10 protein-coding genes and 2 tRNA genes are annotated in these 13,974 nt (G+C 67.7%); 2 read left to right on the top strand and 10 right to left on the bottom strand.

Annotation, left to right across the window (positions count from 1 at the left end; all coding sequences use genetic code 11):
- Positions 1 to 546 precede the first annotated feature (546 nt).
- Positions 547 to 1,116 carry a DUF4190 domain-containing protein gene (locus GD1_RS25275; protein WP_059039060.1) on the top strand — a complete coding sequence of 190 codons (570 nt, stop codon included), beginning with the start codon at positions 547 to 549 and terminating at the stop codon, positions 1,114 to 1,116.
- A 101-nt stretch (positions 1,117 to 1,217) separates the two neighbouring features.
- Positions 1,218 to 1,925: a cutinase family protein gene (locus tag GD1_RS18260; protein WP_059039062.1), complete on the top strand. Its 708-nt coding sequence runs from the start codon at positions 1,218 to 1,220 to the stop codon at positions 1,923 to 1,925.
- A gap of 82 nt (positions 1,926 to 2,007) precedes the next feature.
- Here the strand turns inward: GD1_RS18260 and GD1_RS18255 are convergent, their stop codons facing one another.
- The 10 genes from GD1_RS18255 to dnaN all read right to left on the bottom strand — a co-directional run bounded on the left by GD1_RS18255 (position 2,008) and on the right by dnaN (position 13,598).
- Positions 2,008 to 3,027 carry an FUSC family protein gene (locus tag GD1_RS18255; protein ID WP_059039059.1) on the bottom strand — a complete coding sequence of 340 codons (1,020 nt, stop codon included), beginning with the start codon at positions 3,025 to 3,027 and terminating at the stop codon, positions 2,008 to 2,010.
- 180 nt (positions 3,028 to 3,207) lie between these two features.
- Positions 3,208 to 3,280: transfer RNA gene (locus GD1_RS18250), tRNA-Ala, on the bottom strand.
- Positions 3,281 to 3,346: 66 nt separating this feature from the next.
- Positions 3,347 to 3,420 (bottom strand) — tRNA-Ile (locus GD1_RS18245).
- 75 nt (positions 3,421 to 3,495) lie between these two features.
- Positions 3,496 to 4,443 carry a DUF3566 domain-containing protein gene (locus tag GD1_RS18240; RefSeq protein WP_244882873.1) on the bottom strand — a complete coding sequence of 316 codons (948 nt, stop codon included), beginning with the start codon at positions 4,441 to 4,443 and terminating at the stop codon, positions 3,496 to 3,498.
- Between the two features lie 158 nt (positions 4,444 to 4,601).
- On the bottom strand, positions 4,602 to 7,088 hold the full coding sequence (gyrA, locus tag GD1_RS18235) for a DNA gyrase subunit A (protein WP_053777279.1): 2,487 nt from the start codon (positions 7,086 to 7,088) through the stop codon (positions 4,602 to 4,604).
- A gap of 67 nt (positions 7,089 to 7,155) precedes the next feature.
- Positions 7,156 to 9,240 carry a DNA topoisomerase (ATP-hydrolyzing) subunit B gene (gene gyrB / locus GD1_RS18230; protein WP_053777278.1) on the bottom strand — a complete coding sequence of 695 codons (2,085 nt, stop codon included), beginning with the start codon at positions 9,238 to 9,240 and terminating at the stop codon, positions 7,156 to 7,158.
- 327 nt (positions 9,241 to 9,567) lie between these two features.
- Entirely contained in the window at positions 9,568 to 10,152 is a 585-nt protein-coding gene (locus GD1_RS18225; protein ID WP_059039057.1) for a DUF721 family protein, read from the bottom strand.
- Positions 10,149 to 11,426 (bottom strand): DNA replication/repair protein RecF, encoded by a 1,278-nt coding sequence (recF, locus tag GD1_RS18220; protein ID WP_059039056.1) that lies wholly within the window; start codon positions 11,424 to 11,426, stop codon positions 10,149 to 10,151. The genes GD1_RS18225 and recF overlap by 4 nt, the downstream gene beginning before the upstream one ends.
- A gap of 2 nt (positions 11,427 to 11,428) precedes the next feature.
- Positions 11,429 to 12,367 (bottom strand): phosphogluconate dehydrogenase (NAD(+)-dependent, decarboxylating), encoded by a 939-nt coding sequence (gene gnd / locus GD1_RS18215; protein WP_020791286.1) that lies wholly within the window; start codon positions 12,365 to 12,367, stop codon positions 11,429 to 11,431.
- A gap of 52 nt (positions 12,368 to 12,419) precedes the next feature.
- Complete coding sequence (gene dnaN / locus GD1_RS18210; RefSeq protein ID WP_059039055.1) at positions 12,420 to 13,598, bottom strand: DNA polymerase III subunit beta; 1,179 nt, start codon at positions 13,596 to 13,598, stop codon at positions 12,420 to 12,422.
- Positions 13,599 to 13,974 lie beyond the last annotated feature (376 nt).

Here is a 13,974-nt window from a genome sequence, read left to right as displayed (position 1 = left end):
GACGCCGGCAGCCCGTCCGGCAGCGTCCCCGCGCCGTGGGAGCGACAGCCGACCGCCCCGGTGAGCGGCGGTCCCGGTGTCGGCGCTCCCGGCAGGCCGCCCGCCCCGTCGGCCTCTCGACCGGCCGGTCCGCCGACCACCGGCGGTGGTCCCCGACCACCGGCGCCCGGAGCAGGATCCAATGGTCTCGGTGCAGGATCCAACGGCCCCGGGCCGAACTCACCCGGACCGACCGGTCCCGGACCGGGCGCACCGTTGTCCAACACCGGCCCAGGTCCGCGGCCGCTGCCGCCCACCGGCCCCAGTGGGCCCCCGCTAGGCGGTCCGGCACCCAGTGGTCCGGGCCCGCGTCCGGGTCCACCGCAGGGCGGGCCCGGACCTTCGTCTCAACCCGGCCCGAATCCCCAGTCCGGACCAGGCCTCCAGTCCGGACCAGGACCCCAGCCCGGCTGGCGTGGGGGTCCGCCGCCCGGTGCCCGGTCCGGTCCCGGTACGCGAATGCCTCCGCCGCCTCCCCGCGCCCCGCATCCGGGTGGACCTGCGCCGATGAACACCGGCCGGCCCTCGGGTCCGCCCGGCGCGCCCGTCCCGCCGCGGGAACCGGAGGCCGGTGAGACCCGCAACCTCGCCGAATCCCCCACCGGCTCGCCCGACGCGCCGACCCGCAGCACCGGCGATGCACCGTCGGCGCCTCGACCCCAGGCGTACTCGGCGGTCGATGTGGGCAAGGAGGCCGAGACCGCTCTGACGCCACTGGCCCCCGCCTCGTCTGCGCCTGCCGCTTCTGCGTCTCCTGCCACCCCGAGTTCTTCCCCCACCGACGCGGCCCGATCGGCCGCCACACCCGACGAGGAGGTGTCCGTGGGCGCTCAGCGCGCCGCCGCACGGCCCCCGGCCCGCACCAACACGCTGTCGGTGTGGGCGATGGTGCTGTCGGTGCTCGGCTGTACCTCACCGATCGGACTGTTCCTCGGCTATCGCGCCCGCGGCCAGGTCCAGCGGACGCGGGAGTACGGGTCGGCGTTCGCCACGGTGGCGATCGTCGTCGGATGGACCTATATCGTGGCGATCCTGGTGGCGTTGATCGCCTACCTGCTGCTGTGGGGACTCGGCTAGAACGAAACCTGTTCTGCGGCAACTTTTTTCGCGGATATGGCCACTGGTTGGGACGGTTCGTCGCACCGGCTGAGCGACTCGCCGGTAACATCACGCCCATGATGAGGCGCGTACTGCTGGTCCTGTCCGGTCTGATCACGATGGTGACGGCCTTGCTCGTCGGTCCCGCACCGCATGCCGCGGCAGCATCGTGTCCCGACGTCGAGGTGATCTTCGCCCGGGGTACCGCCGAGGACGGCGCGCCGATGGGTCTGACCGGCACCTCCTTCGTCACCGCCGTCCGCAGCCAGTTGCCGGGCAAGTCGGTGGTGGGATATCCGGTGGACTACCCCGCGAGCGCCAACTTCAACAATCGGATGGCGATCATCAACAGCGTCCTCGACGGTGTGCGTGACTCGCAGAGCCGTATCACCGCGCTGGCACGGAACTGCCCGAACACCGACATCGTGGTCGGCGGGTACTCGCAGGGCGCCGTGGTGGCGTCGTACACGCTGTCCTCCGGCATCGAGCTCGAGCCGCGGTATCAGCAGTACACCAGTCAGGTGCCCAAGCCGCTGCCCACGGCCGTCGCACCGAAGATCAAGGCCGCCGTGCTGTTCGCACCCCCGTCGGACCGGTGGATCCAGGACATCGGTGCCCCGTCGATCGCCGTCGGCCCCCAGTACCGCGGCAGGACCACCTCGTACTGCATCGCCGGTGACGTCGTCTGCGACGGCGCACCGGTTCAGCAACCGAACGCCCTGCATGTCCTGTACTCGGTGAACGGTGACACCCTCGACGCCGCACGCTACGTCGCAGCGCGGGTCTGAGTACCGATACGACTCTGGAGAAATCCCCCCAGGATTGCCGCACACCGTCCGGGATCCCGGACGGTGTGCGATCCGGGGCCGATCAGCCTTCCTCGCCGGGTGAGGCCGCCGCTGCGGCCTCCCCGGCGTCGTCGCTTCGGTGCCAGACGGCCAAGAGCCCACTGGCCACCGCGGCCACCACCAGACCGAAGACGGTCTCGCCGACCCGCTCACCGAAGCGGCCCGCGGCCTGTGCACCGTCCGGGTAGCTCAGCAACACGATCACCAGGAACGTGGTGAACGTCGGCAGCACGTACCAGCGGCTGCCCCGTGTCGCGGCGATCGCGCACACGACGATCCAGATCAGCACCGCAAAGACCCAGGGCTGCGGGCCCAGCTCGACCAGCCCGGCACCGGCGGCGGCCCCCACGAGCACCGACACGAATCGTCCGGCGGTCCGCCAGTTCTGCACGTCGCGATCCGGACGCATCACCAGCAGCGCCGCCGCACAGGCCCAGCCGATGTGGTCGAAGTCCAGCAGGTACCCGACCCCGGCGGTGATCACGCCCACCAGACCGCACGTGACGCCGTAGGCGACGCCGGGGATGCGCGGTGGCGGACCGTCCGCCGCGGCCGCTGGGAGGCGATCCGGCGGCACCGCGAGCGCGATCAGGAAGGTGAACGCGCATCCGGCGATGAACAGCAACATCAGATGCAGCCCGGCCGTGACGCCGTCCAGACTCAACCCGATACCCATCAGCGGCGGCACCAGCAGGATCAGCAGCATCGACACCCGGGGACGCTGCAGACGGTCGGCGGTGACCGTGGCGATGATCGGCACGAAGAACAGCACCACGAGCGCCAGCACCGGAATCGAGGTGACCATGGCGCCCAGGGCGATGGGGAGACCGACGATCATGGCGGCGATCAGCAGGACGACCCGATGACGCCGGTCCGGCGGGATTCCGACGATCAGGGCCGGCAGCAGCCCGAGTGCGAATGCCGCACCCTCCTGGACGGATCCGAGTGCCGTGACGATCACGGCGGGGATCGCCGCAACAGCGGCGAGCAACGCCGGAAGCCATCGCCACACCAACACCGGATCGTCCGACGGTGCGTTCACGCACTCAATGTAGCCGCGGCGCGAGTCCGCATGAGGTGACCTCGTGAAGAACGACTCCACCGGTGGACGACCAGAGTTGTGGTCCGGTGACAGTGATGACGATGCCGTCTCGAGAACGTGGCCGTCGAGGAGAGGGGGATCCTGCCCCTGATGCGACATGCGCACGGGCGAGAGAAGATGTGGAGCCTAGGAGATTCGAACTCCTGACATCTGCCTTGCAAAGGCAGCGCTCTACCAACTGAGCTAAGGCCCCGTGCCGTTTCCGCGTCGCGCGGGTCCGACGTTGGGTGCGTATCCGGATGCGTACATCCATTCGCAGTGGGCCTAGGAGGACTTGAACCTCCGACCTCTTCGTTATCAGCGAAGCGCTCTAACCGCCTGAGCTATAGGCCCTTGAACCGAGGACAGACATTACCCCACGGCATGCCGAGAAACCAAAACGCGTCCTCGGCAGCCGTCTGACCTGGACTAATCCAGATCAGCGAGGGTCACCTCGAGACCGCCGACCATGTCGGCGACGATGTTGTAGATGTAGGCGCCGATGGTGGCGAGCGCGGTGACGAGTATGGAATTGATCACACCCAGCAGAGCCGCATAACCGAAGACCGATCCTGCCCCGATGATGTCGCCCTCGGTGGAGGTGCTGTCGGCGGTGACAAGCGTGCCGAACGAGCTGTTGATCTGCTCCCACACGCCCATCCCGTCGAGGACGAGGTAGAGCACGGCGACGGCGATCATCCAGATCACGAAGCCGATCACGGCCAGCGTGCCGCACACCTTGAACGTCGCCCACGGGTCCAGCCGGCGGATCTGGACGGCCGCACGCAGCCCTGCTCCCCCGGCCGCCGTCTTACCCACCTGAGTGGGCGCAGGACGGGTGATGGTCTCGGTCTTGGCGTTGGACGCCGCCGCGGCCGCCTTGGCGACATCGGCGTGGTGGATCTGGTCCAGATCGGGCAGCTGCTCATCGGCCGAGGGATCCCGCGTGATGGTGCGGGTGGGGACCTCGGTGAACCGCGGACGCGGCGGCTCCTTGGCGTCGGGCTTGCCGGTCGGCGCCGGAACCGACGGACCCACCTGCGGTGCGTCGAGCTTCTTGACCGGTACCTGACCGTTGGTGGGTGCTCCCCCGCCCGGGCCACCGGTGCCGGCCGGGCCGCCATTTCCGGGTCCTGCGGCCGGACTGCTGGAGACCACCCCGCGGGGCGGTGGACCGGCCGGGCGCTCACCGTTGCCGTTCTTGTCCCCCTCGCCGGGCGGCGGGGTGGGCTGGGGTGTGACATCTGCCGGGCCACGCTGCCACGGCGGCACCAGGCCACCGCGTTGTGGGCCGGCCTGCGCGCCGGGGCCCTCGGGGGCGCCACCAGACGCCGGTGTCGCCGGTGACTTCGTGTCCGGATCGTTCGGTTGGCTCACTGGTGTTCCCTCACTCGGCGTCTCGCCGCGGTTGCTCATCCCCGATCCGGCGGACGCGAGGCCCGGCGAACCGTCTGGTCCACCCTATCGGTTATGGGCGTCACACAACGCGAGCCACGACCCCGCGCCGGGGATCGTGGCTCGCGTATGACGTCAGATCACTCGCCGTCGGTGTCCGGTTCGTCGGCATTGCGTGCGATGGCCAGCAAGCTGGTGCCCTCGTCGAGGTTCATCAGGCGCACACCCTTGGTCTGGCGACCGGCCTTGCGGACCTGCTTGGCCGCGGTCCGGATGACCCCGCCACCGGAGGTGATGGCGTACAGCTCCGAATCGTCGTCGACGATGGTCGCGCCGATCAGGATCCCGCGTCGCTTGTCGTGCTGGATGGTCAGCACGCCCTTGCCGCCGCGGCCCTGCACCGGGTAGTCGTCCATGCCGGTGCGCTTGGCGTAGCCGCCGGAGGTCGCCACCAGCAGATAGGTGCCCTCGCGGACCACGTTGAGCGACAGCAGCGTGTCGTCGTCGTTGAACCGCATGCCCTGCACGCCGGAGGTCTGGCGACCCATCGGCCGCAGCGCCTCGTCGTCGGCGTGGAAGCGGATCGACTGCCCCTTGTGGCTGACCAGCAGCAGGTCGTCGTCGGCGCTGCACAGCTGTGCCCCGACCAGCTCGTCCTCGCCACGCAGGTTGATCGCGGCGATACCGCCGGACCGGTTGGAGTCGAAGTCCTCCAGGCGCGACTTCTTCACCAGACCGTTGCGGGTGGCGAGCACCAGATACGGCGCGTCGTCGTAGGCCTTGATCTGGATGATCTGGGCGATCCGCTCCTCCGGCTGGAAGGCCAGCAGGTTGGCGACGTGCTGACCGCGGGCCGTGCGGTTGGCCTCCGGAAGCTCGTAGGCCTTGGCGCGGTACACCCGCCCCTTGGTGGTGAAGAAGAGGATCCAATCGTGTGTGGAGCACACGAAGAAGTGCGCGACGATGTCGTCCTGCTTGAGGCCGGCGCCCTGCACACCCTTCCCGCCGCGCCGCTGGCTGCGGTACAGGTCGGTCTTGGTGCGCTTGGCGTAGCCGGTCTCGGTGATGGTGACGACGACGTCCTCGCGGGCGATCAAGTCCTCGTCGGAGACGTCCCCGTCGGCGGCGATGATCTTGGTCCGACGCTCGTCGCCGTACTTCTCGACGATCTCGGCGAGCTCGTCGCGGACGATCGCGCGCTGACGCTCCGGGCGGGCCAGGATGTCCTGGTAATCGGCGATCTCGCGCTCGATCTCGGCCAACTCGTCGATGATCTTCTGCCGCTCCAACGCCGACAGGCGACGCAGCTGCATCGCCAGGATGGCGTCGGCCTGGATCTCGTCGATCTCCAGCAGGTCCATCAACCCGGTACGGGCGGCCTCGGTGTTGGCCGACGCACGGATCAACGCGATCACTTCATCAAGGGCGTCAAGAGCTTTGACCAGACCCCGCAGGATGTGGGCGCGCTCTTCGGCCTTGCGCAACCGGTAGCGGGTGCGACGCACGATGACGTCGATCTGATGGTTCACGTAGTGGCGGATCATCTGGTCGAGACGCAGGGTGCGCGGCACGCCGTCGACGATGGAGAGCATGTTGGCGCCGAAGCTGGTCTGCAACTGGCTGTGCTTGTACAGGTTGTTCAGCACGACCTTGGCGACCGCGTCACGACGCAGCGTCACCACGATCCGCAGGCCCACACGATCGGAGGAGTGATCCTCGATCTTGCTGATGCCCTTGAGTTTTCCTTCGTTCACCTGCTCGGCGATCGACTGGATCATGTTGTCGGGGTTGACCTGGTAGGGCAGCTCGGAGATGACGATCTGCGCCTGCCCGCCCTTGCCCTCCTCGATCTCGACCACACCGCGCATGCGGATCGATCCACGGCCGGTGGTGTAGGCGTCCTTGATGCCCTGGCCACCGACGATCAGGCCCGCGGTCGGGAAGTCCGGTCCCTTGATCCGCTCCATACACGCGGCGAGCGTGCTCTCGTCGTCGGCGTCGTGGTGCTCGAGCGCCCAGAAGATGGCCTCGGCGACCTCGTTGAGGTTGTGCGGCGGGATGTTGGTGGCCATACCGACCGCGATACCGCCGGAACCGTTGATCAGCAGGTTGGGCACACGGGCCGGAAGCACCGTGGGCTCGTTGGTCTTGCCGTCGTAGTTCGGGGTGAAATCGACTGTGTCCTCGTCGATGTCACGCAGCATCTGCATGGCCAGCGGGGTGAGGCGGGCCTCGGTGTACCGCATCGCGGCGGGGCCGTCGTTGCCGCGGGAACCGAAGTTGCCCTGACCGTCGACGAGCGGGTAGCGCATCGACCACGGCTGGGCCAGACGCACCAGGGCGTCGTAGATGGCCGAGTCGCCGTGCGGGTGGTAGTTACCCATCGTCTCGGCAACGGGTTTCGCCGACTTCACATAGCTGCGGTCGGGGCGGAAGCCGGCGTCGTAGGAGGCGTAGAGCAGTCGGCGGTGCACCGGCTTGAGGCCGTCGCGCACCTCCGGCAGGGCACGGCCCACGATCACGCTCATCGCGTAGTCGATGTAGCTGTTCTGCATCTCCTGGCCGAGATCGACCGGTTCGATGCGATCGCCTTCACCGCCGGTGGGCGGGAGGGTGGTGTCAGTCATCAGAGTTCCTTCATGGGTGTTCGCGTCGAATCCGACTGTGCCCGGGCAGTTCTCCCGGGATCACCGATCAGACATCGAGGAAGCGAACGTCTTTCGCGTTGCGGGCGATGAAACTGCGTCGGGCGACGACGTCTTCGCCCATCAGCACGGAGAACAGTTCGTCGGCTGCGGCAGCGTCGTCGAGGGTGACCAGACGCAGGGTCCGGGTGGCCGGATCCATGGTGGTCTCCCACAGCTCGCTCGGGTTCATCTCGCCGAGGCCCTTGTAGCGCTGGATACCGTCGTCGGTGTTGATCTTCTTACCGGAGGACACACCGGCCTCGATCATCGCATCGCGCTCACGGTCGCTGTAGGCGTATTCCGGCTCGGCGCCCTTCTGCCACTTGAGCTTGTACAGCGGCGGCTGTGCCAGGTAGACGTGGCCCTGCTCGATGAGCGGACGCATGAACCGGAACAACAGGGTCAGCAGCAGCGTCGAGATGTGCTGGCCGTCGACGTCGGCGTCGGCCATCAGCACGATCTTGTGGTAGCGCAGCTTGCTGATGTCGAACTCGTCGTGGATGCCGGTGCCGAAGGCGGTGATGATCGACTGGACCTCGGCGTTCTTGAGGACGCGGTCGATGCGGGCCTTCTCGACGTTGATGATCTTGCCGCGCAACGGCAGGATCGCCTGGTACATCGAGTCGCGGCCGGTCTTGGCCGAACCACCGGCGGAGTCACCCTCCACCAGGTAGACCTCGCACTTGCTGGGATCGTTGGAACGGCAGTCGGCGAGCTTACCCGGGAGACCGCCGATGTCGGTTGCACTCTTGCGGCGCACCAGATCTCGCGCCTTGCGGGCCGCGAGACGGGCGTGGGCGGAGTCGACCGCCTTGTTGACGATCACCTTGGCCTCGGCCGGGTTGGCCTCGAACCAGTGCTCGAGATGCTCGCCGGAGGCCTTCTGCACGAAGCTCTTGACCTCGGTGTTGCCGAGCTTGGTCTTGGTCTGGCCCTCGAACTGCGGCTCAGCGACCTTCACCGAGATCACCGCGGCGAGACCCTCACGGATGTCGTCACCGGTGAGGTTGGAATCCTTCTCCTTGAGCAGCTTCTTGTCTCGCGCATAGGAATTCACCACACGGGTCAGCGCCGCGCGGAAACCTTCCTCGTGCGTGCCGCCCTCGTGGGTGTTGATCGTGTTGGCGAAGGTGTGCACCGACTCGGAGTAGCCGTCGTTCCACTGCATCGCGATCTCGACCTCGTGACCGGTGCCCTTGCCGGTGAAGCCGATGACCGACTTGTGGATCGCGGTCTTGGTGCGGTTGATGTGCTTGATGTAGTCGACGAGGCCGTCGGGGTAGTGATAGGTACGCGTCTTGGGCTTGGACGCCGCGACCTTCTTCTCCTCCTCCGACTTGACCGCCTCGGCGGTGTCGGGGCCGCCCTCGCCGGTCTCGGCGTCACCGTTGGGATCGCCGGGGACCTCGACCGCCTTGGGTCGGTTGTCGGTGAGGGTGATCGTCAGGCCCTTGTTCAGGAAGGCCATCTCCTGCAGACGACGGGCAACGGTCTCGGCGTTGAACGCGGTGGTCTCGGTGAAGATCGACGGGTCCGGCCAGAACCGGACGGTGGTACCGGTCTTGCGGGTCGCATCACCCTGGACCAGCTCGCCGGGCTTGGAGTCGGTGAAGGTCTCCGCCCAGTTGTAGCCGTCACGCGCGATCTCCACCTCCACCTTGGTCGACAGCGCGTTGACCACGGAGATACCGACGCCGTGCAGACCACCCGAGACCGCATAGGAGTCGGAGTCGAACTTGCCGCCGGCGTGCAGCTGGGTGAGCACCACCTCGACGGTGGGGACACCGGTGGCGTGCATCGCGACGGGGATACCACGACCGTCGTCGATCACCTCGACACCGCCGTCGGCCAGCAGCGTGACGTCGACGCGGCTGGCGAAGCCGGCCATCGCCTCGTCGACCGAGTTGTCGACGACCTCCCAGATCAGGTGGTGAAGACCACGTTCACCGGTGGAACCGATGTACATACCGGGCCGCTTGCGGACCGCCTCGAGACCTTCGAGGATGTTGATCGAATCGGCACCGTACTCAGACGGCTTCTTCTTCGGCTTCTTCGGTCCTGGGCTGTCGGTCTTGTCATTGGTGTCGGCCACGAGGTGCGTCCACTCCTGTTCTGATCTCATCCAGCCCGGCAGGCGAGGTGGGATCAGCACACAAAACCGCCCGTACGATCGCCAGGACACGCGGGTGGTGGACCCCCGCGAATACCGGCCGCCGCAACGGGCTGCTGATCCCCCTGTCGGGACAACTCTCACCAGTGTACTGCCTCAGGCACGCACAGACCCACATCTGGGGCCGCTCAATCGCGCTCAGACCGATTTTTTCAGTCAACTGCCGGTCCGGTCGTGGTCGGTACCCAAAATCTCGCTGAGAAAGTCTCTGGCAGTGAATCCGCGGAGGGAGCCCCTTCCGGCCCCGACTCAGCCGTACGTGTCGCGCGGACCGCGACCCCGCACGTGCCGGTCCCCCTTGCGCCACGACGGGGCCTTGGGGCCGGTGATCCGCAGCGAGGTGACCGCCCCGTCACCGACCGCCGCGGCGATCTTCGCGAGGATCTGTGACTGCACGTATCGCAGCTGGGTGGCCCACGCCGTCGACTCCGCCTGCACCGACAAGACGTTGTCGCGCAGGGCGGTTGGCTGCGCGTGAGAGGCGATGTCGGATCCGACGATCTGCTCCCACATGCCGAACAGGGTGCCCTCGGCGATCTGCGGTTCCCACCCGCGTTCCCGGGCGATACCGCCGACCAGCCGGCCGAACGGCTGCGGATCCCGGCCGTCGGGTCCGGCGCCGGACCACCGCCGACGACTCCCACCGGCGCGCAGCGGCCGCCGCTGCGGCGACGCCCGGCCCTGACCGACCGACTTCCCCGATGCCCGCGCCGCGGCCCGGGCCTCTTCGAGTGCCTTACGGGCCCGCTCGTAACCACTGAGCTCCGGCCCGGCCGAGGCGGTGCCCGCCTCGGTGGGCTGATCTGCCGACTCGCCCGTCGTTTCCCCACTCATGACGACAGTGTCCCGCTCTCCCCCGACAATTCTTGCGACCCGTCGAGGACGGCATCGAGGGATCCCACGATCTCCGATCCGGGCCCGAGGGATCCGAGGTCGTCGACGCCGGTGATCACCGAGCGGCGCACCCCGTCCTCTTCGAGGAGTTCCACGCGGATCCGCCGGCCGCCGATCTGCTCGGGGATGTCGTCGGCGACGGCAGCGGTGATCAGCAGCTGCTCGGCACCGGCGGTGAACTCGACGAGCTTGCGGCGCCGGGCGGCGTCGAGTTCGGCGAAGACGTCGTCGAGCATGATCACCGGTTCGATGCCCTCGACACGTGTGAGTTCCACCGAACCGAGTCGCAAAGCCAACGCAAAAGACCACGATTCACCGTGGGAGGCAAAGCCTTTCGCGGTCTCCGAGCCGAGGATCAGATCGAGATCGTCGCGGTGCGGACCCACCAGGGAGAGCCCGCGGTCGATCTCCTTGTCGCGGACGCGGGCCAGCTCCGCGAGCAGCACCGACGCGATGTGCTCGGGGTCTGCGGGCTCGTCGTCGGCCGGCAACACCGCATCCCCGGCAGACGAGCGATAGCGCAGATCGGCCGGTCGCGAGTGCGGTGCGATGGCTGCATACGACCCGACGACATGCGGCCGCAGATCGTTGAGCACGTCGATACGCGCCGCGGTGACCGCCGCACCGAGATCGGCCAGCTGGCTGTCCCACACGTCCAGTGTGCTCAGCACCGATGCACCGTCGGATCCCCCGCGCCGCAGGGCCGACCCGGCGGTCTTGAGCAACGCCGAGCGCTGCCGGAGCACCCTGTCGTAATCGGACCGGGCGGCCGCAAGGCGCGGACCACGTTGTGCCACAAGCTCATCGAGAAATCGTCGCCGATCCGACGGATCCCCGCGTACCAGCATCAGATCCTCCGGCGCGAACAGCACGGTGCGCAACACGCCGAGCAGATCCCGCGGGCGACGCTGCGGTGAGGTGTTGAGCCAGGCCTTGTTGGATCCCTCGGCGTTGATCTGCAACGACGCCGTCAGCTCACGACCGTTGTTCTCCACCGTCGCGGTGACCAGCGCCGACGTCTTCGACGAGGCCACCAGCGGGGCGTCGTTACCCACCCGGTGCGAGCGCATCGTCGCCAGATAGAACAGCGACTCGATCAGGTTGGTCTTGCCGAAACCGTTGCGCCCGGTGATGACGGTGGGTCCCGGTCCCAGCTCCAGATCCGCCTGGGGCCACGACCGGAAATCACGCAGGTGCAGTTCCCGGACGAACACGACTACGTGCCGGCGACCGGGGAGCTCGGCGGTGCACCGGACTCGCCGACGGCCTCTCCGGCGGTATTGCGCACCGAATGTCCACCGAACTGATTACGAAGTGCCGAAACGGCTTTCAGGGCCGGGGAGCCGTCCTGACGGGAGGCGAACCGGGCGAACAGCGCGGCCGAGATGACGTTGGCAGGCACCGAATGACGGATGGCCTCCTCCACCGTCCAGCGTCCCTCACCGGAGTCGGTGGTGTAGTCGGAGATACCGGCGAGCCCCGGATCCTCCTGCAGCGCCCGGACCAGCAGATCCAGCAACCAGGACCGGATGACGGTGCCGTGCGTCCAGGCCCGCAGGGTGCCCTCGACGTCGGTGATCAGCGGTTCGGCCGCGAGCAGCTCGTAACCCTCGCCGTAGGCGTGCATCAGGCCGTACTCGATGCCGTTGTGCACCATCTTCGCGTAGTGCCCGGCACCCACCGGACCGGAGTGGACGAAGCCGTCGGCACGCTCACCCTCCGGACGGAGTGCGTCGAAGATCGGCATCAGCCGGGCGATGTCGGCGTCGGATCCTCCGGCCATCAGGCCGTACCCGTTCTCCAGACCCCACACACCGCCGGATACACCACAGTCGATGTAACCGATCCCCTTGGCACCCAACACCTTCGAATGCTCGATGTCATCGGTGTAGCGGGAGTTGCCGCCGTCGACGACGATGTCACCCGGGGCCAGCAGCTCGGCGAGCTCGGCCACCGTCGAGCGTGTCGGATCCCCCGACGGCACCATCACCCACACCGCGCGGGGCGCCTCGAGCGCACCGACCAGGTCGGCCAGCGACGCCACGTCGGACACCTCCGGCCGCGGGTCGTAGCCGACAACCTGGTGACCTCCGGCGGTGATCCGGGTGCGCATGTTGGCGCCCATCTTGCCGAGGCCGATCAGTCCGAGTTGCATCGCAGGATCCTTCGAGGTGAGGGGACGATGGGGCCAGGATATGCGCGGGCGATCAGCCCGGCAGCCGCACCGGCATCAGCAGGTAGCTGAACACGCTCTCCGGGGCGACGAAGGCACCTGACTCGTCGGGCACCGGACGCTCACCGGCGGACGGACGCAGCACCGCGGGCCGGCTCGGTGTGGTGAAGCCGAAGTCGACCGACTTGGCGTTGATCGCCGACAGCCCGTCCTGCAGGTATCCCGGGTTGAAGGCGATGGTCAGCGGCTCGCCCTGGAACTCCACCGGCAGCTCCTCCTCGGCCTTACCGGCCTCGTCGCCACCGGCCGTGAGCAGCACGGATCCACCGGAGAACTCCATCCGGACCTGCGCCCCACGCTCGGCGACCAGCGACACACGCTTGATCGCCTCGATCAGCGGCGCGCTCTCGATGGTGGCGACCGCGGTGTGACTGGCCGGCAACAGCTGACGGAACTTGGGGAAGTCGGCGTCGAGCAGACGCGTGGTGGTCTGCTTGGTCTCGCCCAGGATGCCCAGGATCCCCTCGGCACCGATCCCGTCACCGGAACCGAAGGCCAGCCGGACCGCACCGGTGCCCTCGGCACCGGCGGTCTTGGCGCTCTCCGAGAGAGTCTTGGCCGGGACCAGCACGGCACCGTTGATGTCGGCCTGCTCGGGCTCCCACTCCAGCTCACGCACCGCGAGACGGAAGCGGTCGGTGGCCGCCAGGACGACGCTGCTGCCCGCGATCTCGACGCGCACACCGGTCAGCATCGGCAGCGTGTCGTCACGGCCGGCCGCGACGGCGACCTGCGAGATGGCCTCGGCGAACAACGTGGCCGGGATGGATCCGGTGACCGTCGGCACGTCCGGGAGCTGCGGGTAGTCCTCGACCGGCATGGTCGGAAGCGAGAACTTGGCGCTGCCACAGGCGATGGCGACGCGGGATCCGTCGAGATGCACGTCGACCGGCTTGTTCGGCAACGCACGGGTGATGTCGGCGAGCAGACGACCCGACACCAGCACCTTGCCCGGTTCGGCGATCTCCGACGCGATGGACTCCTGGGCGGAGACCTCGTAGTCGAATCCCGAGATGGTCAGGCCACCGGTGGGGTCGTCACCTGCGGTGAGCACCACACAACCGAGAACCGGGACCGGCGGACGAGACGGCAGGCTGCGGGCAACCCAGGCAACGGCATCGGAGAACTCGTCGCGCGCGACACGGAACTTCATAACTCGGGGAAAACCCTTCTCTTGAGTTGCGTCGGTGGATCGGGTCGGTGGATCCGACGGTGTTGCGGGTCGTGGGACTCCGCGGGATGGGTCGTGCACTCCGCGGATGTCTTGCACGGTTCCACAGGATGTTCACGATTGGCGAGTTCCCACTCTAGAACGCCGCGACGGGTGCGGGGGTGGTTGGGGGTCAAGTCGCCACGCCGCGAATCACATGTTTCGGGGGGTTGCGGAGCGGGCCTGTGTACACAGGTTCTTCTTACAAGAAGATCTCTCTAGAGAGAGATCAATGGAAGTAGTAGAGCCTGTGGATCCTGTGGAATTCGACGGATCCGTGCTGGACACGACGGATCCGTGGTTGTTGACTACCGGTGGA

This window comes from Gordonia desulfuricans NBRC 100010 (assembly GCF_001485495.1).
Classification (GTDB): domain Bacteria; phylum Actinomycetota; class Actinomycetes; order Mycobacteriales; family Mycobacteriaceae; genus Gordonia; species Gordonia desulfuricans.
Note: the sequence above shows the minus strand (reverse complement) of the source record. Positions and strands in the feature narration are given on the sequence as shown.